General features: G+C 64.1%; 20 protein-coding genes and 1 pseudogene. 7 read left to right on the forward strand and 14 right to left on the reverse strand.

What is annotated here, in order from left to right; all coding sequences use genetic code 11:
• Positions 1-7: 7 nt before the first annotated feature.
• The 4 genes from FHW64_RS04320 to smc form a co-directional block, all read right to left on the reverse strand.
• On the reverse strand, positions 8-334 hold the full coding sequence (locus FHW64_RS04320; RefSeq protein WP_184523380.1) for a hypothetical protein: 327 nt from the start codon (positions 332-334) through the stop codon (positions 8-10).
• Positions 335-443: 109 nt separating this feature from the next.
• Complete coding sequence (gene ligA, locus FHW64_RS04325) at positions 444-2531, reverse strand: NAD-dependent DNA ligase LigA (protein WP_184523382.1); 2088 nt, start codon at positions 2529-2531, stop codon at positions 444-446.
• Positions 2532-2554: 23 nt separating this feature from the next.
• Entirely contained in the window at positions 2555-3655 is a 1101-nt protein-coding gene (locus FHW64_RS04330) for a cell division protein ZipA C-terminal FtsZ-binding domain-containing protein (RefSeq protein WP_184523384.1), read from the reverse strand.
• Positions 3652-7167, reverse strand: a complete 3516-nt coding sequence (smc, locus tag FHW64_RS04335; RefSeq protein WP_184523386.1) for a chromosome segregation protein SMC — start codon at positions 7165-7167, stop codon at positions 3652-3654. Before smc ends, FHW64_RS04330 begins: the two co-directional genes overlap by 4 nt.
• Positions 7168-7341: 174 nt before the next feature.
• Between smc and FHW64_RS04340 the strand changes: the two genes are divergently transcribed.
• The 6 genes and pseudogenes from FHW64_RS04340 (at position 7342) to FHW64_RS04360 (ending at position 11820) form a co-directional block, all read left to right on the forward strand.
• Positions 7342-8049 (forward strand): hypothetical protein, encoded by a 708-nt coding sequence (locus tag FHW64_RS04340; RefSeq protein WP_260303626.1) that lies wholly within the window; start codon positions 7342-7344, stop codon positions 8047-8049.
• 8 nt (positions 8050-8057) lie between these two features.
• Entirely contained in the window at positions 8058-9359 is a 1302-nt protein-coding gene (locus FHW64_RS04345; protein ID WP_184523388.1) for a triacylglycerol lipase, read from the forward strand.
• 65 nt (positions 9360-9424) lie between these two features.
• A complete protein-coding gene (locus FHW64_RS04350) occupies positions 9425-10117 on the forward strand; it encodes a mobilization protein (protein WP_184523390.1) in 693 nt (230 codons plus the stop codon).
• 189 nt (positions 10118-10306) lie between these two features.
• Positions 10307-10852, forward strand: a pseudogene (locus tag FHW64_RS34815) (porin); the annotation flags it as partial.
• A gap of 184 nt (positions 10853-11036) precedes the next feature.
• Positions 11037-11318, forward strand: a complete 282-nt coding sequence (locus tag FHW64_RS34820) for a porin (RefSeq protein WP_409350601.1) — start codon at positions 11037-11039, stop codon at positions 11316-11318.
• Between the two features lie 121 nt (positions 11319-11439).
• A complete protein-coding gene (locus FHW64_RS04360; RefSeq protein WP_184523392.1) occupies positions 11440-11820 on the forward strand; it encodes a LysR family transcriptional regulator in 381 nt (126 codons plus the stop codon).
• Positions 11821-11868: 48 nt separating this feature from the next.
• Here FHW64_RS04360 and FHW64_RS04365 read toward each other — a convergent pair whose 3' ends face one another.
• From FHW64_RS04365 to FHW64_RS04400, 8 genes are all read right to left on the reverse strand, one after another.
• Positions 11869-12969 carry an AraC family transcriptional regulator gene (locus tag FHW64_RS04365; RefSeq protein ID WP_184523395.1) on the reverse strand — a complete coding sequence of 367 codons (1101 nt, stop codon included), beginning with the start codon at positions 12967-12969 and terminating at the stop codon, positions 11869-11871.
• Between the two features lie 171 nt (positions 12970-13140).
• Positions 13141-13641 (reverse strand): disulfide bond formation protein B, encoded by a 501-nt coding sequence (locus FHW64_RS04370; RefSeq protein ID WP_184523397.1) that lies wholly within the window; start codon positions 13639-13641, stop codon positions 13141-13143.
• A complete protein-coding gene (locus FHW64_RS04375) occupies positions 13638-14732 on the reverse strand; it encodes a sulfate/molybdate ABC transporter ATP-binding protein (RefSeq protein WP_184523399.1) in 1095 nt (364 codons plus the stop codon). The genes FHW64_RS04370 and FHW64_RS04375 overlap by 4 nt, the downstream gene beginning before the upstream one ends.
• 11 nt (positions 14733-14743) lie before the next feature.
• Positions 14744-15643 (reverse strand): sulfate ABC transporter permease subunit CysW, encoded by a 900-nt coding sequence (gene cysW / locus FHW64_RS04380; protein WP_184523401.1) that lies wholly within the window; start codon positions 15641-15643, stop codon positions 14744-14746.
• A complete protein-coding gene (cysT, locus tag FHW64_RS04385; protein WP_184523403.1) occupies positions 15640-16533 on the reverse strand; it encodes a sulfate ABC transporter permease subunit CysT in 894 nt (297 codons plus the stop codon). The genes cysW and cysT overlap by 4 nt, the downstream gene beginning before the upstream one ends.
• Positions 16534-16618: 85 nt before the next feature.
• Positions 16619-17623, reverse strand: a complete 1005-nt coding sequence (locus FHW64_RS04390) for a sulfate ABC transporter substrate-binding protein (protein WP_184523405.1) — start codon at positions 17621-17623, stop codon at positions 16619-16621.
• Entirely contained in the window at positions 17620-18207 is a 588-nt protein-coding gene (locus FHW64_RS04395; protein ID WP_184523407.1) for an alpha/beta hydrolase, read from the reverse strand. Before FHW64_RS04395 ends, FHW64_RS04390 begins: the two co-directional genes overlap by 4 nt.
• 122 nt (positions 18208-18329) lie before the next feature.
• Positions 18330-19247, reverse strand: a complete 918-nt coding sequence (locus FHW64_RS04400) for a LysR family transcriptional regulator (RefSeq protein WP_184523409.1) — start codon at positions 19245-19247, stop codon at positions 18330-18332.
• 140 nt (positions 19248-19387) lie between these two features.
• Here FHW64_RS04400 and FHW64_RS04405 point away from each other — a divergent pair, with 140 nt between their 5' ends.
• Positions 19388-20035, forward strand: a complete 648-nt coding sequence (locus FHW64_RS04405) for an FMN-dependent NADH-azoreductase (RefSeq protein WP_184523411.1) — start codon at positions 19388-19390, stop codon at positions 20033-20035.
• 66 nt (positions 20036-20101) lie between these two features.
• Here FHW64_RS04405 and FHW64_RS04410 read toward each other — a convergent pair whose 3' ends face one another.
• Together FHW64_RS04410 and epsC are read right to left on the reverse strand one after the other, a co-directional pair.
• Positions 20102-20653, reverse strand: coding sequence for an NADPH-dependent FMN reductase (locus tag FHW64_RS04410; RefSeq protein WP_184523413.1), 552 nt, complete (start codon positions 20651-20653; stop codon positions 20102-20104).
• 83 nt (positions 20654-20736) lie between these two features.
• Positions 20737-21654, reverse strand: coding sequence for a serine O-acetyltransferase EpsC (epsC, locus tag FHW64_RS04415; protein WP_184523415.1), 918 nt, complete (start codon positions 21652-21654; stop codon positions 20737-20739).
• Positions 21655-21743 lie beyond the last annotated feature (89 nt).

The raw sequence follows: 21743 nt of genomic DNA on the forward strand, positions 1-21743 counted from the left end.
TCAGCCTTCAGACCCGTCCCCGCCGTGCCCAACCCGCGCCACCGCGATACCCGCCGTAGTAGCCGGCGTGGCCCCAGTACGGATACCGCCCATAGCCGTAGTACGGCCGCCCGTAATACCCACGACCGTAGTAGCCGCCATAGAAGCCGCTGAGATAGACCGACGGCCAGCCGTAGCCGTAGTACGGGTAGTAGGAATAGGGATAGGTGTAGGCCGGCTGCGAATACACGACGCCGCCGTTGTAGTACCCGCCGGCAGGGACCGCCACACAGCCTCCCAGCACGACTGCGCCGCCTGCCACGATCAAGGCCCCGAGAAGACGAACTCCGTTCATGACGCACTCCTGGTCACTCGTCTGTGTTCAACGCCAGCATGCCACCGTTGTTGACAGCGCGCTCACCCGGCGCTTGTAAAGCCGGGTCGTCAACCTTTGAGCGCGCGGCTCAGAGCCCGTTCCGCAGGATCTCCAGCATCCCCGCTTCGTCGATTACCGCCACGCCCAGGGACTGGGCCTTCTCGAGCTTGCTTCCCGCCTCGGCGCCGGCGACGACATAGTCGGTCTTCTTGCTGACCGAGCCCGCCACCTTCGCGCCCGCGGCTTCCAGCATGTCCTTGGCTTCGTCGCGGCTCAAGGTCGGCAGCGTGCCGGTCAGCACGAAGGTCTTGCCCGCCAGCGGCTTGGGCGTCCGTGCTTCGGGCTCGCTTTCCTCCCAGTGCACGCCGGCCGCGCGAAGCTGCTCGACCACCTCCCGGTTGTGCGGCTGGCCGAAGAACGTGTGCAGGCTCTGCGCGACCACCGGTCCGACGTCGTTGACTTCGAGCAGCTGCTCCTCGGTCGCATCCATGATCGCGTCGAGCTTGCCGAAATGGCGCGCAAGATCCTTCGCGGTGGTTTCGCCGATGTGCCGGATGCCCAGCCCGAAGAGAAAGCGCGGCAGCGTGGTCTTCTTCGACGACTCCAGCGCGTCGATGAGGTTCTTGGCCGACTTTTCGGCCATCCGGTCGAGCCCAGCGAGCGTGACGAGACCGAGCTTGTAGAGATCAGGCAGCGTCCGAATGAGATTGCCGTCGACCATCTGCTCGACCAGCTTGTCGCCGAGGCCTTCGATGTCCACCGCGCGGCGCTGCGCGTAGTGCAGGATCGCTTCCTTGCGCTGCGCACCGCAGAACAACCCGCCCGTGCAGCGATAGTCCACCTCGCCCTCTTCGCGCACCGCGTCCGAATCGCAGACCGGGCACTTGTGCGGCATCGTGAAGATCGGACCGCGCTCGCCGTCCGGGCGCTGCGCGCTTTCCGGCACCACGCCGACCACTTCGGGAATCACATCGCCAGCGCGGCGGACGATCACGGTGTCGCCCACCCGCACGTCCTTGCGCCGGGCTTCGTCCTCGTTGTGCAGCGTGGCGTTGGTCACCGTAACCCCGCCGACGAACACCGGCGCGAGCTTGGCAACCGGGGTGAGCTTGCCGGTGCGGCCGACCTGCACCTCGATGCCCACCACCTGCGTGAGCTGTTCTTGCGCCGGGTACTTGTGCGCGACCGCCCAGCGTGGCTCGCGCGAAACGAAGCCAAGCTGACGCTGCAGTTCCAGGCTATCAACCTTGTAGACCACCCCGTCGATGTCGTAGGGCAAGGCGTCGCGCTGTCGCCCGATGTTCTCGTGAAAGGCGATCAGTTCGATCGCGCCACGCGCACGGGTCGTCTGCTGCGCCACCGGAAAGCCCCAGGCGCCGAACTGCTGCAGCCAATCGAACTGTGTGGCGTATTCCGGGCCGCCCTGGTCGGGCGATGTGACTTCTCCGAGTCCATAGGCAAAGAAGCTCAGCGGCCGATCCGCCGCAATCGCCGGATCGAGCTGGCGAACCGCGCCTGCCGCCGCATTGCGCGGATTGACGAAGACCTTCTCGTTCTTCTGCCCATCGGCGATCTTCTGGCGCTGGCGTTCGTTCAGCTTCTCGAAATCGTCGCGGCGCATGTAGACCTCGCCGCGCACTTCCACCACCGGCGGAATCTTCGAAGCCTCACCGTGCAGCCGCAGCGGAATCTGCTGCACCGTGCGGATGTTCTGGGTCACGTCTTCGCCGATCTCGCCATCGCCGCGGGTCGCAGCCTGCACCAGCACGCCGTTTTCGTAGCGAAGGTTGATCGCCAGACCGTCGAACTTGAGTTCGCACACATATTCGACCTGCGCGCCGTCTTCGGCGAGCCCCAGCTCCCGGCGCACCCGCGCGTCGAAGGCGCTGGCGCCGGCGGGCGTGATGTCGGTCTCGGTGCGGATGGACAGCATCGGCACCTTGTGACGCACCTTGGTGAAACCCTCGAGCGGCTTCCCGCCAACGCGCTGGGTCGGCGAATCGGACGTGCGCAGTTCGGGGTATTCGGCTTCGAGTGCCTGCAGGCGCTGGAAGAGCTTGTCGTACTCCGCATCCGGGATTTCCGGCGCGTCGAGCACGTAGTAGAGGTGCGAATGGCGATGGAGCTGTTCGCTCAATGCGGCGGCCTCGCGGGCCGCGTCGTCGCGCGTCGTCATGCGGGTCTCCCGAAGAGCGGCAATTAGTTGAACAGGCGGCGCGCGAGAGGCGAACCCGCCGACAGATCACGCGCGTCAAGGGTGTCGTAAAGCTGCTCGAGATCGACGCCGATTGCGTCCATGGTCTCGTCGCGCAGCGCCTGGCCGTCGCTGTCGGTCACGATGCCATCCATGTCGCGCGCCAGCGCCGCAGCGGCGTCACGCATCCGTTCGAATGGCTTTTCCTCGCGGTCGACCTGCGGCACGTCGAGGCTGATCGAAAGCTCGCGGATTGCCGACTGCGCAGGATCGTCGGCCAGCGCAGCCTGCGTGTCGAACGACAGCCCGAGGATCGGCGGCAGGCCCAGTTCAGCCGCCGGCAGCACCATGCGGCCCGGGATCATGCCCGGCACGAAGCCGAGACGGGAGGCGTTCTGCTGCACATAGCCAGGGCTCCATGCGGCGTGTCGTGCGCGCAGCACGAAGCTCAATTGCGCGTCGTGCGAGCTGGCGAATTGATCGAGTTCGCGCCCTCGTGCGACTTCGTCGAGCATCTCGGGAAACTCAGGTGCGCCGTTGACGGCATCCGCAAAGGCTTGCGCCTTGACGACGAACTCCGAGTACTCGATCTCGTTGAGCGCGCCGGTGCGATTGGCGAGTTGCACGCCGACCTGGAAGGCGCTGTACCGCTGGCCCTGCACCGCCGGCTCCCAAGCGCCCGTGTGTTCATTGAGGCCTTCGATCGCCACCGGCTTGCTGCCGGCCCGGCGCGTGGCCGGCATCGCGGCAATCGCCGCATCGCCGGAAGCCAGCCCTTCGAGGGAAATCGGCGCGATGACGTCGATCAGCGGATCCAGGCCGCCACGGCGCTCGGCCGATGGCACGGGCAGCGCGCTCGGTGCGGGCAGCGCCGGGTCGAATAGCGGCTCGTGTCGCTCGGCGCCTGTCACCTGATGCGGATCGACGTGAAGCACCGGCTCGCGGTCTTCCTGCGGCGCATCGTCGTCGTCCTGCTCGGGCAACTGCGAGTTCCGTGCATCAGGCTGACGCGGGGCGTTGCGGTGCGAGGTCCATGCGTTGTAGCCGACCACTGCGGCAAGGGTGAGGCCGCCCAGGATGGCGAGTGCGACGGTAAGGCTGCTCATGCAGCCTCGACCATCGAAACGGCCGATTCCATGTCCACCGCGACGATGCGCGAGACACCCTGCTCCTGCATGGTCACCCCAATGAGTTGCTCGGCCATTTCCATCGCGATCTTGTTGTGGCTGATGAAGAGGAACTGCGTCTCACGGCTCATGGAGGTCACGAGCTTGGCGTAGCGCTCGGTGTTGGCGTCGTCGAGCGGCGCGTCCACTTCGTCCAGCAGGCAGAACGGCGCCGGGTTGAGCTGGAAGATCGCGAACACGAGCGCGATAGCGGTGAGCGCCTTTTCGCCGCCCGAGAGCAGATGGATGGTCTGGTTCTTCTTGCCCGGCGGCTGCGCCATGACCTGCACACCGGAGTCGAGGATCTCGTCGCCGGTCATCATCAGCTTGGCATTGCCGCCGCCGAACAGCTCCGGGAACATCCGGCTGAAGTGGTCGTTGACGATCTTGAAGGTGCCACCGAGCAATTCGCGCGTTTCGCCGTCGATCTTGCGGATCGCGTCTTCGAGCGTGCCGATGGCCTCGTTGAGGTCGGCGGACTGCGAATCGAGGAAGGTCTTGCGTTCGCGCGCCACGGCAAGTTCGTCGAGCGCGGCGAGGTTGACCGCACCGAGCGCGACCACTTCGCGATTGAGGCGATCGATCTCGCTTTGCAGACCGCTCAGACGCACCTTGTCGGTCTCGATCGACTGTGCGATCGCTTCGAGGTCGGCCTGGGCATCGGTCAGCAGTTGCTGGTACTGCTCGAAGCCCAGGCGCGCAGCCTGTTCCTTGAGCTGGAATTCGGTGATGCGCTGGCGCAGCGGGTCGAGCCCTCGTTCGAGCAGGAGGCGGCGCTCGTCGCTGGCCCGCAGCTTGAGCGTGAGGTCGTCGTACTGGCTGCGCGCAGCGCCCAGCGCAGCTTCGCGTTCGAGCTTGACCGACAGGGCATCCTGCAGACCGGCTTGCGCTGCCGCATCCGACAGACGACCCAGTTCGGCGCGTGCGCGTTCATCTTCGTCTGCCAGCGACGTGTTTTGCTGCGAGGCGGTCTCGATGGCGCGACTGAGTTCGGCGCGACGGGCTTCCAGCGACCGCTGCGCGAAGGTCGCTTCCTGCGCCTGGCGTTCAAGGCTGCGATGCTGCTCGCGGCTCGCGGCGAGCACGCGGGCGGCTTCGATCACGCGTTCATCGAGCTGCGCGTGGCGCTCCTGGCTGTCGGCGAGCTGCATGTCGAGCTCTTCGAAACGCGACTCGGCCGTGATGCGGCGTTCCTGGAGTTCCTCGAGTTGGGCAGTGACTTCGCCGAGGTCGCTGGAGAGCTGCTCGCTGCGCGCGCGGGTCTGTTCGGCGAGCTGCGTGAGGCGCAGCGTCTCGACCTGCAACTCGTGCGCGCGCGATTGCGTGTCAGCAGCCTCGCGGCGTGCGGTGACGAGCCGTTGGGCCGCATCGGCATACGCCGACTCGGCCCGCGAGAGCGCCGTGCGCGATTCTTCCGCGATGAGCGTCTGGGCGCGCAACTGGCGCTCCAGGTTTTCCATTTCCTGCTGGCGCGCCAGCAAACCGGCTTGTTCGGAATCCTGCGCGTAGAAGCTGACACTGTGCGCGGTGACCGCGTGTCCGCTCTTGACGTAGATGACCTGACCGGCCTTGAGCTGGTCGCGCTGTGCCAGCGCTTCTTCGAGCGTCTGCGCGGTGAAACAGCCGTGCAGCCATTCTTCGAGCAGCGCCTGCTGGCCCGCGTCGCTCAGTCGAAGCAGCGACGAGAGGCGGGGCAAAGCGCCTTCACCTTGCGGCGTCGGTGCCGAAGGCGGCGAGTAGAAGGCGAGCTTGGCTGGCGGCGCGTCATTGCCGAAGGCGCGGACCATGTCGAGCCGGCTGACTTCGAGCGCACCCAGGCGTTCGCGGAGCGCGGCTTCGAGGGCGTTTTCCCAGCCCTGCTCGATGTGGATGCGGCTCCACAGACCTTGCAGGCTTTCGAGTCCGTGCTTGGCGAGCCACGGCGCGAGCTTGCCGTCGGTCTTGACCTTTTCCTGCAGCGCCTTGAGCGCTTCCAGACGTGCGGCCAGTTCCGCGTGCCGCGCACCTTCGGTGTTCACCGTCTGCTGGCGGTTGCGGCGTTCCTCGTCGAGCTGCGGAACGGAATCCTGCAATTCGTGCAGGCGCGCTTCGGCTTCTGCAGAAGCTTCCTGCGCAGCGGCGAGCTGCTCCTGCATGTCCTGCAGACGCGCTTCGTCGGGCGCGGCAAGTGCGTTCTGGTCGCTGCGCAGCCGCTCGGCGCGCTGGTTGAGTTGCCGGCTCTGCTCTTCGATGTTGCGCTGGTCGGCGGCCAGCACCTGAATCTGCTGCTGCACCTGCGCGACCGCGGCCCGCTGTGCATTGGCCTCGTTTTGAGCGCGCTGCTGCGCATCTTCCAGTTCGGGCATGCGCGCGTCATGCTCTTCGAGCTGGGCGGCGAGCAGTTCGGCCTGCTCTTCGGCGTTCACGCCCTGGCCAGCGAGGGTTTCGATCTCGGCTTCGGCATCTTCACGCCGTGCGTTCCATTGCGCGATCTGCTCGCGCAGTTGCACGAGACGCTGCTCGACGCGCTGGCGGCCTTCGACCACGAAGCGGATCTCGCCTTCGAGGCGTCCTACTTCAGCGCTGGCTTCGTAAAGCTTGCCCTGCGCCTGGTTGACCTGGTCGCCAGACGAGTAGTGCGCCTGGCGGATGGTTTCGAGCTCCGCTTCGACGTGGCGCAAATCGGCGGTGCGCGACTCGAGATCGTTGAGCGCCTTTTCGGCGTCGAGCTTGATGCGGGTCTGGTCCGACTCGCTCTCTCCGCGCTTCAGGAACCAGAGCTGATGCTGCTTGCGCGTGGCATCTGCTTGCAGCGTGTTGTAGCGCGCAGCGACTTCAGCCTGCTTTTCGAGCTTCTCGAGGTTGCTGTTGAGTTCACGCAGGATGTCTTCGACCCGGGTGAGGTTCTCGCGCGTGTCGCCGAGCCGGTTCTCGGTTTCGCGGCGGCGTTCCTTGTATTTGGAAACGCCCGCGGCCTCTTCGAGAAAGAGCCGCAGTTCCTCAGGCTTGGACTCGATGATCCGGCTGATCGTCCCCTGCCCGATGATTGCGTAGGCACGAGGACCGAGGCCGGTGCCGAGGAACACGTCCTGCACGTCGCGGCGACGAACCGGCTGGTTGTTGATGTAGTAGCTCGAGTTGCCGTCGCGGGTCAGCACGCGCTTGACTGCGATCTCGGCGAACTGCGACCACTGGCCGCCGGCGCGATGGTCGGCGTTGTCGAAAACCAGCTCGACGCTCGAACGGCTCGCCTGCTTGCGCGTGGTCGTGCCGTTGAAGATGACGTCCTGCATCGACTCGCCGCGCAGCTCGGAGGCGCGCGATTCGCCGAGCACCCAGCGCACCGCGTCCATGATGTTCGACTTGCCGCAGCCGTTGGGGCCGACGACCCCGACGAGTTGGCCGGGAAGCAGGAAATTGGTGGGTTCGGCGAACGACTTGAAGCCGGATAGCTTGATGGAGTTGAGACGCACGACTGGTCGGCCCTATGCCAAGGTGTTGATTTGTAAGGAAAATTTCACTGGCCGGCACCCACGGGAACGGCCGCCACCCGAGGCCGGGATGATAACGTGCGGGCCATGTGTGCCCCGTCCCGTTTCTCCCTCGATTTCCCCCTCGGTTTCCCTCTCGTTCGGCGTCTTGCCTGGTTGCCCGGAATCTGCGCTGCCGCCCTGTTCATCAGCGGATGCTCCTCGACTCAACGCGCGGATCCTTACGAGAACAATGAATGGCTGCAGACCAGCACCAACCGGATCGCCAACCTCGCGCTGCGCGACAACATCCAGTCCGTCAAGCGTGTGCAGCTCTCGCTCTACCGCCGCAATCCACGTGAATGGCGCAAATGGGCCACCAGTGCCGAAGACGCCACCAACCGCACCTGGGATGCGATCAACCAGGAACAATCCCTCCCCGCCCTCCAAGGGGCCACCGGCATCGACGCCATCCGCCTTGCATTCGAGAGTGGCGCCAAGCCCTATGGAGGCGACCGCGTCGCCGCGTTGGTCGTCGGCTGGGCGAGCCTCCTCAAGCAGGCCAACGGCAACACCTGGCAGCAGACCATGCTCGATGGCGTGAATGCCGAGAACAGCTATCGGGCGGCCCGCAACTTCGAGATTTCGCTTTGGCTCATCAGTTCGAAGGTCGGTCCGGATGGACAACCGGTGCTGCTTGCGACTGAAATCAGCGACCGGGGCCGGAATCTGGTGGTCGATCGCGAACTGTCGAAGGTGGTCGCGCGACTGGATCTGCTGGCCGCGCAGGCGGATGAAAAATACCGGCGGGCTGCGCTGGACTTCAGCCAGAACTGGCTTCTCGGAAACCTGGGTCCATTCTTCTCGATGCTGCCCAAGAACTAGGTCGCCCAATGACAACTGCCAAGGCCCTGACGTGCGTTCGATTCATCGTGATGTCCGCTCTATGTGCCCTGGCAGGGGGCTGCTCTCTTCTGCAGGCCGATCAGCAGATGCGGCGGCTCGACAACTCGATGTACTTCACTGGCATCGTCGAGACCGAGAAGCAGGCCCGTGGTCCGATCGTGGTGGTGCTGTACGAAGCAGGCGCCGATCCCCGGCCGGTATTTCTCGACGTGATCCCGCGAACGCGGGGCGTCTACCACCTCGCCGGCGCGCCTGCAAAGTACCGCATCCTGGCATTCGAGGACTCCAACGGCGACCTGGTCCGTCAGCCCGGCGAGCCCGCAGCCGACTACGAGGGCATCGCGCTGGGCATCGACGCGGTCAACGATCCACCGACGGAATCAACCGGCCTTGGCCACATCCGCATTCCTTCGGACGCCTCCGCGTCCGGCGCCACACTCCCCAAGTTCTCGGCGGAAGCGTACGCGGCGCTCGTGCATCGTCGCGGACAGGAGTTCGGCAGCAAGGCCGCGATCGACGAGGCGCGCTTCTCTCCACCGTTGATCCGCGAAGGGATGTTCCAGCCCCTGCGGTTCATCGAGGAAGGACGCGCAGGCCTCTTCATGCTCGAGCCCTACGACCCCAAAAGGGTGCCCGTGATCTTCGTCCACGGCATCGGCGGTTCGCCCCGCGACTGGGAGCACGTGATCGAAAAGCTCGACCGGACGAAATTCCAGCCCTGGGTCTTCTACTACCCCAGCGGCTTCTCGATCGGGCTGTCGGCCGTGATGCTGAACAACGCCGTCGACGAGCTTCACTTTCGCTACGACTTTCCGACCAGCATCGTGGTCGCGCACAGCATGGGCGGACTGGTGACGCGCGGCGCGCTCAATGTCATCCTGCGCGAGAACCGCGAGCCGCCGGTGCACCACGTCATCACGATCTCGACGCCCTGGCTCGGGCAGGAAGGCGCCCGATGGGCTGACATCGGCCCCACGCGAGTGCCGGACTCGTGGCTCGACATGGCGCCCGGTTCGCCGTATCTGAGCGAGCTCACCGTCGTGCGCCGGCCACCCGACATCCGCTATACGCTGTTCTTCGGCTACGGAGGCCGGTCGCGGTTCGCATCGGGCAACAACGACGGAATCGTGTCGCTGCGCAGTGTGCTTCCACCCGAGATTCAATCGCGCGCCAATTTCATCTTCGGATTCAACGAGGACCACACGTCCATCCTTTCGTCGGACGCGATGATCGAGAAGCTGCAGATGCGCGTGAAGGACGAGCTCAAGCGCTGGTCGGAATCGAGGTGAGGCCGGGCCGGGGCTGGCCCATAGAATGCTTCGCACTCATCCATTCCCACTCTGCAGGAACCTTCATGAGCTCCCTCAACTTCATTGGCGGTGAAAAGGGCGGTGTCGGCAAATCGGTAACGGCGCGGGTGCTGGCGCAGTACTTCATCGACCACAGCCGGCCTTTCGTCGGCTTCGACACAGACCGCTCGCACAGCTCCTTCACCCGCTTCTACGAGGGCTTCGCGTCGCCGGTGGTGGTGGACAGTTTCGAGGGCCTAGACACCGTGGTGAACGGCTTCGAGCAGAACCCGCAGCAAAGCGTCATCGTCGACCTGGCCGCGCAAACTCTGGCGCCGCTTGCGCGCTGGATCAAGGAATCGGACCTCTTCGACGTCTTCTCCGAACTCGGCGTGGCGGTCAACTTCTGGCATGTGCTCGACGATGGCCGGGATTCCACCGACCTGCTCGGTGTCCTGATCGACACCTTCGGCAACCGGCCGAACTACATCGTGGTGCAGAACTATGGCCGCGGCAGCGACTTCGGCCTGCTGCTCGGATCGCAATCATTGGCCAAGGCGACGGCGCATGGCGCGCGTGTGATCACCCTGCCCCGCCTGCACGAAGCCAGCATGCGCAAGATCGACGCGCACAACACCAGCTACTGGAAGGCGGTCAACGATCGCGAAGGTCCGCATGCCCTGGGCCTACTCGAACGACAGCGCGTAAAAACCTGGCTCGCGACCGCCTACGGCGCGTTCGACACGCTGCCGCTTTAAAGCCTGTCGCAATCCCACAACGCGGCGTTTAATTCGCTGCGTCAATTCCGCAGGATTGTGGATCGATCTCGCAGGATCGATTCGGCGACCGTCAATTTGCTCTGATGGAATAACACCAGCTTCCCAAAAGGAAGTTGGCCGGGTCCGGTAAAAGCCGGTGCCCAATGTTTTACCTTGGAGTAATTTGCAATGAAAAAAACTCTGGTCGCCCTGGCTGCTCTGGCTGCTTTCGGCACCGCCTCGGCTCAATCGACTGTCACACTTTTTGGCGTTCTGGATGCCTCTATCAGCGGCTATTCCAACAAGTCGGAAGACAACAACTTCGCAACGCCGACCAACCCCGATTACGTCAATATCGGCAGCGTCACCACCAGCCGGACCGGGCTGAGCAACTCCGCCTACACCTCCAGCCGTCTGGGCTTCCGCGGCACGGAAGATCTGGGTGGTGGTTTGGCCGCCAGTTTCTGGCTGGAAGCCGGCTTGGGCAACGACGCGGGCGGCGCCGGCAAGAATGGGGCGCTGTTCAATCGTCGCTCGACCGTGAGCCTGTCGGGCGCGTTCGGTGAAGTCCGCCTGGGCCGTGACTACACCCCCACGTTCTGGAATGACACCGTGTTCGATCCGTTCGGCACCAACGGCGTGGGTACCAGCCTGATCTACACGGCCAACAACGGCTACATGGGCAACATGAACTACGACCGCGCCAGCAACTCGGTCGGCTTCTTCCTGCCGCCGAACCTGGGTGGTTTCTACGGTCAGTTGATGTATTCGTTCCACGAGCAGACCAAGTACAGCCCGGGAGACGCTACGCCCCGATTCGACATCAACGGGAACCCAATCCTCAACCAATCGCGCACCGGCGGCTACGCAGGTGTCCTACTCGTCGGTCAAGTACGACCTCGATGTGGCGCCGTACCTAGTGAACCCGGGCGCGGCCTTCGATCCGATCCTCAATCCGTACGTGTCGAATCCGGACCCCAAGGCCAACAAGTTCGCGATCGGTTACGTCCACAACCTGTCGAAGCGCACGGCCCTGTACGCCACTGTGGCGCGCGTGAACAACAAGGATGGTGCGGCTCTTTCGGTGAACAGCGACCTTGGTTTTGCAAAGTCGTACCGCCCGACGTACAGCGCCGTCAGCACTGCTCTGACCCCAAAGACGTCAACCGGTTACGACATCGGCATCCGTCACACCTTCTGATCGAGACCCGATCCGATCATTCAGGTGAAGACCTGAAGGCTGCCCTGGCGAAGGCCGGGCGGCCTTTTTTTGCGTTGCCGGCAAAGATTAACAAGAAAAATCCGGCCAGGGAGTTTATGAAATGCCGAACAAAATTCTTTCAATTCACGCTGCGGATGAAATGATTGATTTGAATGATCTCCGAATTTTCGCGTACGTCGCCTCATTTGCCAGTTTTTCAATGGCAGCCGACGCATTGAAAATTCACAAATCCAGCGTAAGCAGAAGCATCGCGCGACTTGAGTCGATGCTGGAAACGCCGTTGATTCAACGTACGACTCGAAAGGTCGAATTGACTGGTCGCGGCATAGCGCTGCGGGAACGCTGCCTTGAGATCGTCTCGCATGTGAACGAGACGATCAAATACGTGGCCGCGACTAACAAAGGCAGGTCCGGAAGTCGAAAATCCGACAACGCCCGCAAAGATTCACTCGTGCCGGCGGCGGAACCGATGCTCGGCTAACCCAAGGCGCTCGACGTACGGACGCCGCCTGGCCCGTACGTCCCCCGGTCAAGACAGAGCCGTAGCGCCCAGGCGACCACCCCCTCGCAGCGCCTGCCGCATCTTGCTCGGCGCCATTTGGTACCAACTCTTGAACTTGCGCCCGAAACTGGTCGGGTCCTCATATCCAAGCTGCAACGCAATCGTCTCGACTGACAGCTCGGTGTGCTGCAGATACCAAGCTGCATGGCTCTTGCGCAGTTCGTCCTTGACCTCGGAGTAGGTCACGCCAGCTTCGGCGAGTCGTCGCACCAGGGTGCGCGCTGAAACCCCAAGGCTCGAAGCAAGCTCGGCCACATCGGGATTGGCCGTGAGGCGATCGAACAACGCGTGGCGAACACGCTGCACGAAACTGCCATGGCGCATCTCCGACTCCATCTTCTGGCAGGCATGTGAAGCCTCGAGAAGCACCTTTGCATCGGCCGAACCGCAGGGCACGTCGAGCAGGTCGGCGGGTAGCTGCAGCGTCAGATGCTCCTGCGCGAACACTGCCCTTCGCACATAGCGAAGACATGGAATGTCGTTGCCCGCCGGCGCGGGATAAGGCAGCCCCACCATGAGCTCGTCGGCCGGGCGACCCAGGATGGCTTCCAGCAGCCGGCAGTAGGCACCAACGACAGACTGCATGACGAAGACGAGGGTTTCGAAGAGCGGCCGTGTCGGCTTGACCTTGAGCGTGCTCAGCCGCGGCCCGTTCTCGAGATGGAACTCCAGGCTGCCGAAGATCAGCCTTGAATGGCGGGTCAACAACTGAAGCCCCTTGCCCAGCGTCTCGCTGCTCACGGCGGCGATGCCGACGGGGCTGTGATAGGGCTGGAGCATCGACCCCGCCATCAACCCCAATGCAGGCTCACCGCTGCAGTCGATCGCGTGCGCGACGAAGCGCCGGAAGACGGAGAAATCGACCATCTGCTTTTCATCATGCAGGTCGTGCCAACTGAGGCCCGCGCGTTCCAGCACGGTCGACGGCCGGATGCCGCGGCTGTTCAGGCAATCAAGGACGCTTCGGATGTAGACGGGATGCGCAAACGGGATGGGAACCTCGCCCGTGGCGGTGGAATTCATGCAGTGATGGCTGGGGCTGGCCTGGCTGCCCAGCGCTCGAGCCATGCGTTGCGCATGGCGAGCTGCAGTGAATCGTGGGGCGGGCTGCCAGGGGGTTATTTGACGGCGTCAAATTTACCGCCAGGCCTCTCGCGCCCTGCCCGGGGGACGCGAGGGAACGTCGCAATGCTGCGGCGAAAAATCTCGAGGGGAGATTGAAACTGGAACGCAGGGATATCAGCGGGTTCCGCGTCGGAACATCAGCACCAGCAACAGGACCGCGAAAACGCTGAACGCGATGAACGACCAGTTCGCAATCGACAGCCCGAGGAAGGTCCAGTCGATCTTGGTGCAGTCACCCGCGCCGCGGAAGATCATCGGGACCGCGCGCTGAAGCGGGAACATTTCGATCATTCCGTAGATGTCGCGCCCGCAGGAAACGACTTCCGGCGGATGCCACTGCAGCCAGCTTTGGCGTGCGGCGGTATAGGCACCGCCGACAGCCATGATCAGTGCGAGCAGCGAACCCGTGACCTGCAAGCCCCTGCGACGGCTCATGGATGCCAGCCCGGCAAACAGCGCCACCAGAACGAGCGCATAGCGCTGAACGATGCACATCGGGCACGGCTCGAGCCCCACCACATGCTGCAGATACATCCCGAACGCCAGCATGGCAACGCATGCGGCGCAAATCAATGCGAGAGCACGCCGTGGCGCGCCGAAATACCAATCGATCAAGGTGATACCCAGTCCTCTACGAACACCCGGGCCTTGCGCGGCGTGGCGACGACGGTGTCGCCTTCGCGAAGGCCCAGTTCCCGGAACTGTTGCGCAGGGAGTTGCGCTTCGATGATGGTTCCGGAGCCCGGATTATCAGGATTCGATTCGACAGGTTCGAGTTCCAGCCGCGCGATGGGTCCGACAACGATTGCACGTGACAAAGTCGACACGATGCCCGCCGCGCCCTGCTTATAGGGCACGACGTCGAGGTCGTGCGGACGCACATAGGCCAGCGCCTTTCCATCACGCAAGTTGCTGTGCTCGGGCGAATCGATGCGGAAGCCCTCCACATGGACCTCACCCTCGTGCGCCCGGCCGTGGAACAAATTCACATCGCCGAGGAACCCGTAGACGAACGGGCTCGCCGGGTGGTCCCACACGTCCTGGGGCGACCCGACCTGCTCCACCTTGCCGCTGTTCATCAGCACGACGCGATCGGCGACTTCGAGCGCTTCTTCCTGGTCGTGCGTGACGAAGATGCTGGTGACATGCAGTTCATCGTGCAGGCGTCGCAGCCAGCGACGGAGTTCCTTGCGCACTTTGGCATCCAGCGCCCCGAAAGGCTCGTCGAGCAGCAGCACTTTCGGCTCCACCGCCAGCGCGCGGGCCAACGCAATGCGCTGGCGCTGGCCACCGGAAAGCTGCGAGGGATAGCGGTCTGCCAGCCAATCGAGTTGAACCAGCTTCAGCAGATCCATCACCTTGGCCTTGATCTGCGCTTCGCTCGGCCTCAGGCCGCGCGGCTTCACCCGGAGCCCGAATGCCACGTTCTCGAACACCGACATGTGCCGGAACAGCGCGTAGTGCTGGAACACGAAGCCGACCTGCCGCTCGCGCACATGCACGTCCGTGGTGTCTTCGCCCGAGAACAGGATGGTGCCAGCGTCCGCGGTCTCGAGGCCTGCGATGATGCGCAGCAGCGTCGTCTTGCCGCAGCCCGAGGGGCCAAGCAATGCGATCAGTTCGCCTGACGACACATCCAGGCTCACGTCACGCAGTGCGTGGAAGTCGCCGAAGCGCTTGCTGACGTTGCGGATTTCGATACTCATATTTCTTTCCTTCAGGCCGCAGCCGGCGTGGGCCGCTCAGGCGGCAGGTCGGCAATGGCCTTCATTTCGCGCTCGTGGCGCCATTCGACGAAGGACTTGATCACCAGCGTCACCAGCGCCAGGATGGCCAGCAGCGAGGCCACCGCGAACGCGGCAACCGACTGGTATTCGTTGTAGAGCACCTCGACGTGCAGCGGCATGGTGTTGGTCTGGCCGCGGATATGGCCCGAGACCACCGAGACCGCGCCGAACTCGCCCATCGCCCGCGCATTGCAGAGGATGACGCCGTAGATCAGGCCCCACTTGATGTTCGGCAGCGTCACGCGCCAGAAGGTCTGCCAACCGGTCGCACCAAGCACGATCGCGGCCTGCTCTTCATCGGTACCCTGCGCCTGCATCAGCGGGATCAATTCGCGCGCGATGAACGGGAAGGTCACGAACACCGTCGCGAGCACGATGCCGGGCACCGCGAAGATGATCTTGATGTTGTGCTCGGAAAGCCACGGCCCGAACCAGCCTTGCGCACCGAACACCAGCACGTAGATCAGGCCCGCGACCACCGGCGACACCGCGAACGGCAGGTCGACCAGCGTGGTCAGGAAGGCCTTGCCACGGAACTCGAACTTGGCGATGGCCCACGCGGCGCAGATGCCGAACACGAGGTTCAGCGGCACGGCGATCGCAGCGGTCAGCAGAGTCAGGCGGATCGCGCTCCAAGCATCGGGCTCCTTGAGCGCCTCGAAATAGGCGCCGAAGCCTTTGCGCAGCGCCTCCGTTGCAACCGCGGCAAGCGGCAGCACCAGGAACAGCAGCATGAAGAGCAGCGCAATCGCGGTCAGCGTCCAGCGCACCCACGCGGATTCAGTCGTGCCGGCTTGCGCGCGGCGAACGGTCTTGGTTTTCGCATTCATGCAGGCGCTCCCGAGCGGCGCCGCTGCCACGCTTGCAGGCCGTTGATCACCAGCAGCATGACGAAGGAGATCACGAGCATGACCAGCGCCACCGCGGTCGCACCCGCGAAGTCGTATTGCTCGAGCTTGCCGATGATGATGAGCGGCGTGATCTCGGAAATCATCGGCATGTTGCCGGCGATGAAGATCACCGAACCGTATTCGCCGATCGCGCGCGCGAAAGCCATCGCGAAGCCGGTGAGCAGCGCCGGCATGATCGACGGCAGGATCACCTTGGTGAACGTCTGGAGCCGGGTCGCACCAAGGCTGGTCGCGGCCTCTTCGAGTTCTTTTTCAGTGTCTTCGAGCACCGGCTGCACCGTGCGGACCACGAAAGGCAATCCGATGAAGATGAGCGCGATGACCACACCTGCCGGCGTGAACGCGAGCTTGATGCCCATCGGCTCGAGGTACTGCCCGATCCAGCCATTGCCGGCAAGCAGCGCAGTCAGCGAAATGCCGGCCACCGCGGTGGGCAATGCAAAAGGCAGATCGACCAGCGCATCGACGATCCGCTTTCCCGGAAACTTGTAGCGCACCAGCACCCAAGCGACGAGCAGCCCGAACACGAGGTTGACCAGCGCCGCAATGAACGAGGCGCCGAAAGTCAGCCGGTACGAAGCCATCACGCGGGGCGCGGTGACCGCCACCCAGAACTGCTCCCAAGTCAGCGCGAAGGTCTTGAAGACCAGCGCCGACAACGGAATCAGCACGATCAGGCCGAGGTACAGCAGCGAATACCCGAGCGTCAGATGAAAGCCCGGCAGCACGCGCCGGGACACACCTGTGCCGCCAGAGCGCGCGAGCGGCGCCGCCGAAGACGGCAGCGCCGAAGAGACCGCGCCGCTCATCGGGCCCCCACGCTCAGCACTGTCGTGTCATCGCTGCCCCCCGAGGGGGCGCTCGCTTGCTCGAAGCGGTTCAGCGCGGCGCTCATTACTTCGCGCCAGGCGTATAGATCTTGTCGAACTGCCCGCCGTCGTTGAAGTGCACCTTCTGCGCTTCAGCAAGGCTGCCGAACAGTTCCTGCACCGTGAAAAGCTGCAGCGGCTTGAAGGTCGCAGCGTGCTTCTTGAGCACGGCTTCCGAACGCGGACGCAGCGCGTGCTTGGCCGCGATTTCCTGCGCTTCGTCAGAGTAGAGGTAGTCGAGATAAGCCTTTGCCAGATCACCCGAGCCACGCTTGTTGGCCGTACGCTCGACAACAGCCACCGGGTTTTCGGCAAGGATGCTGATCGAGGGATAGACCGCATCGACCTTGCCCGCGCCGAATTCGCGATCGATCGAGACCACTTCCGACTCGAAGGTGATCAGCACATCGCCGATGTTGCGTTGCAGGAACGCCGTCGTCGCGTCACGACCACCGCGCGCGAGCACCGGGACGTTCTTGAACAGCTTGCCGACGAATTCGGCGGCCTGGGCGTCGGTACCGCCCTTCTTCTTCACATAGCCCCATGCCGCGAGATAGGCGTAGCGGCCGTTGCCGCCGGTCTTGGGGTTGACGACCACCACCTGCACGCCGGGCTTGATCAGGTCATCCCAGTCCTTGATGCCCTTCGGATTGCCGTTGCGAGTGAGGAACAGCATCGTCGAGGTGGTCGGCGATGCGTTGTACGGGAAGCGCTTCGGCCAGTCCTTCGCGACCACACCCGCGTTGGCGAGGAAGTCGATGTCCGTGCTGGTGTTCATCGTCACCACGTCGGCGTCGAGGCCGTCGGCCACCGCGCGCGCCTGCGCGCTCGAACCGGCGTGCGACTGATCGATCTTGACGTCCTTGCCGGTGGTCTGCTTGTAGTGCGCGACGAAGGCGGCGTTGTAGTCCTTGTAGAACTCGCGCGCCACGTCATACGACACGTTGAGCAGGGTCGTCGGCTGGGCGGAAGCGATGCCGGCGGCGGCCAGCGCGAATGCGCCGATGAGGGTCTTGATTCTTGAAGTCATAGGGTTGCCAGAGGTTCGAAATTCTTGCGGCCGTCCAACAGGGAGGACGGCTCATCCGTCAGCGATTGCAGCAGCGCGAGGCCGAGGGGCCAGTCACCGTGGCCGGATTCGATGTTGATGTGCCCGGCATTCTGCATCCGAACAAATTCGCTCCCCCAGGCGCGGGCATAGGCGCCAGCGAGGCGCACCGGGCAATAGGGGTCGTTGCTGCTCGCCACGACGATGCTGCGATAGGGCAACTTCGCGTAAGGGACTGGGGCGAAATCGGAAAGCACGGCGCGGCGTTCTGGGTCGGCCGGTGCGACCAGCAGCGCACCGCTGATCCGTGCAGCCGCTGCGTCCGACAAATGCGTGGTTGCGATGCAACCGAGGCTGTGGGCGACGATGACCACAGGTTGCGGGCTTTCGAGCACCAGCTTCTCGAGCGAAGCCACCCAGGCTTCGCGGCGCGGGGTGATCCAGTCGTCCTGCGTGACGCGAACCGCACCCTGCATCCGCTCGGCCCACAGGCTCTGCCAGTGGCCGGGACCGGAATCGCGCCAGCCCGGCACGATGATGATGGTCGGCTTTGCCACTTGGGCCATGGTTCCTGTTGCTCGCGCTCGGTAGATGAGGAACCGGCGATTCTCGGAACCCTTGCTTCAAAGACAAACGAATATCTGCTTGTTTGAATATGACGTTTTTCGCATAAGGACCGACACACCGATCAGATCACATAGTCGTGAGGCTCCTCGCGATCGAGGTTTTCGACCAGGAAGTCGATGAGTTGCCGAACGGCCGGCACGAGCGCCCGGCGAGCCGGAAACATGGCGTGGGTGATGCCCGGCGCGGGCCCCCAGCCCGGCAAGACCTCCACCAGCGTGCCGGCCTTGAGTTCGGCGCGACACATGTAATCAGGCAGGATCGACGCCCCGGTACCCCGCACCACGGAGAATTTCAGCGTGAGCAGATCGTCCGCCACGTAACGCGGCACGTGGGTGTGGACCACGACCTTCCCCGCCGGGCCTTCAAGCCGCCAGTTGGCGCGGCCGTCACCCGTGGACATCGAGACGGTGTCGAGCTTCGCGAGATCTGCCGGCGTCTGCACCGGTCCCTGACGGCGCAGCAATTCGGGGCTCGCGACGAGGATGCCGCGACTGATGCCGAAAGTCCTGGCAACCAGCGTCGCGCTGTCTTCGATCTCGGGCCGCACGCGCAGCGCGAGATCGACGCCCTCCTCGACCGGATCGACCGGCCGGTTCAGCACCCGCATCTCGATGCGCACCGCCGGAAAGCGCTCCATGAATCGCGGCAGCAGCGGGCCGACACTACTTTGCGCCAGCGTGACCGGGCAACTCAGCCGCACCGTGCCGCGAGGCTCCGTCTGCACCTGCGCGACAGCCTCGGAAGCCGCCTGCGCCGCGTCGCGCATGGCTGTGCAATGTTTGAGGAAGATCTCGCCGGCCGGCGTCAGGGACAAGCGCCGGGTGCTCCGCTGCATCAGCTGCACGCCCAACTGCGCTTCCAGGTCGGCAACGCGGCGGGAGAGCCGCGACTTGGGGATGCCAAGTGCCCGGCTGGCTGCGGCAAACCCGCCACGCTCGGCGACTTCGGCGAAGAACACCATGTCGTTCAGGTCTTGCATGGGCGATGGTCCTTGATTGTCCTATCAGTGGAACGAACTGAGCCATTTTTACCGACTTATCAATGAATCGCTACAAAAATAGAATTCACCCCATGCCGACCGATTTCCGTGCCGGCGCCTTTCAAGAAAGACCATCGATCATGAAACTGCTGCACGTCGACTCCAGCGTCCTGGGCACCAACTCCGTCTCGCGCCAACTCACGGCCGAGATCGTGGCCGAATGGCGCAAGAACCACCCCCACACCAAGGTCGACTACCTCGACCTCGCGGTGGATACGCCGAACCACTTCAACGCCGACGCGCTCGGCATCAAGGTGGGCGTGCAAGCTGAGCCGACCGAAGCCCAGCGTCGCGAAAACGAAGTGTCCGAGCGTCTGGTGACCCAGTTCCTCGACTCCGACGTGATCGTGATCGGCGCTCCGCTCTACAACTTCACGGTGCCGACCCAGCTCAAGGCATGGATCGACCGCCTCGCCCAAGCCGGCCGCACCTTCAAGTACACCGACAAGGGCCCGGTTGGCCTCGCCGGCGGCAAGACGGTGATCGTGGCCTCGACCCGCGGCGGTCTGTACTCGACCAGCGAAGGCGGCCAGGCCATGGAACACCAGGAGAGCTACCTCAAGGTGATCTTCGGCTTCTTCGGCATCACCGACCTGCGCTTCGTGCGCGCCGAAGGCATCGGCATGGGTGACGCCGCCAAGGCCGCCGCATTCACCGCCGCTCGCGCCGACATCGCCACGGCCACCGGCAAGGCCGCGAATCAGGACCAAGCCACGCTGGCTGCCTGATTCGGCAAGACCAATGAAAAAGGGCGGGTACCCCACGGGGTATCCGCCCTTTTTTTCATTCGTCGATCACTTCGAGTGATCGTTGATCCACGCGACGTACTTGTCGACCCAGCCTTGCAGGAACTGCTTGCTGCTCTCGCCGACATGACCCTTGTCGTCGAAAAGCCCTTCCTTGTTCTGCAGGAAGACTTCCGGCTGTCCGAGCGTCGGCATGTCGAGATAGGCCAGCACCGCACGTAGCTGCTGCTGCGCCACCGCCGTGCCGATCTGGCCGACGGAGATGCCGATCACACCCGCCGGCTTTCCGGCCCATGCGCTCTGTCCGTAAGGACGCGAGGCGTTGTCGATCGCATTCTTGAGCACGCCAGGAATGGCACGGTTGTATTCCGGCGTCACGAACAGCACGCCGTCGGCCGCCGCGATCTCTGTCTTGAGCCGCTTGACCGCAGGCGCCTGGTTGCCGTCCTGGTCCTGGTTGTAGAGCGGCAGGTCATCGATGCGGACATGCTCGAAAGTGAAGTCCGCCGGGGCGAGGTGCGCAATCGCCAATGCGAGCTTGTGGTTCAGCGAATCCTTGCGCAGGCTGCCGATGACGACGGCGATTTTTTTCTGGGCCATGAATGCTCCTTGTGAAAGGTGAGAGGAAACCGCGGACGCTCATTGTGCGGAGCGCACGCAACTTTGCCTGAAAAAGATTGCGACTATTTGGCGGCCCTGCGCAGGGGCGCGTTCTGCAGGCTTGCCTGCGACACGCTGGCGCCGGACGGCACATCGTCCGTGATCCACACGTTGCCGCCGATGGTCGCGCCCTTGCCCAGCGTCACCCTGCCAAGGATGGTCGCGCCGGCATAGATGACGACGTCGTCCTCGACGATCGGATGGCGCGCCCCGCCCTTTTGCAGGTTGCCCTCTCCGTCGGTCGGGAAGCGCTTTGCGCCGAGCGTCACCGCCTGGTAGATGCGGACCCGCTTGCCGATGACCGCGGTTTCGCCGATCACGACTCCGGTGCCATGGTCGATGAAGAAGCCCGCGTCGATCTGCGCGCCCGGATGGAGGTCGATGCCTGTCTGTCCGTGGGCGAGTTCGGCCACGATGCGCGCAAGCAACGGCAGCTCGAGCCGGTAGAGACGATGCGCCAGCCGGTGATGGATCATCGCGAGGATGCCCGGATAGCACAGCAGCACTTCGTCCACGCTGCGCGCCGCAGGGTCGCCCTGAAAGGCGGCGAGCACGTCGCCATCGAGCAGGCGACGAATGCCCGGCAGCGAGGCTGCGAATTCGCGCACGGCCGCCGTGGCCTGTGCGTCGATCTCCTCCGCGGGCCGCGGCTGGTGGCGCGAGGTGTAGAGCAACTCCAGACGCGCCTGGGTCAATAGCGACTGCAGGGCCGCATCGAGCGTGTACCCCACGTAGAAGTCTTCGCTTTCACGGCGCAGATCCGGCGGGCCCAGCCGCATCGGAAACAGCGCACCCTTGAGCGACTCCACGATGCCCGCCAGGGCTTCGCGCGACGGGAACTCCCGGCTTCCGGGTTCGCGCGATCGCTTCTGCGCATCGCGCCATTCGTCGCGCGCCGCGTGCAGCTCGGCGACGATGTCGCTCACATCGAAAAGGGACATGCATTCCTCCGGTCGTGGGATTCCACGATGCACCATCGCGCAAAACCCCACCTTGAGCGGGTTTCTACACGAAACTCACTCTGACCGTC

The sequence above is a fragment of the Variovorax sp. Sphag1AA genome, from assembly GCF_014192575.1.
Classification (GTDB): Bacteria; Pseudomonadota; Gammaproteobacteria; order Burkholderiales; family Burkholderiaceae_C; genus Variovorax.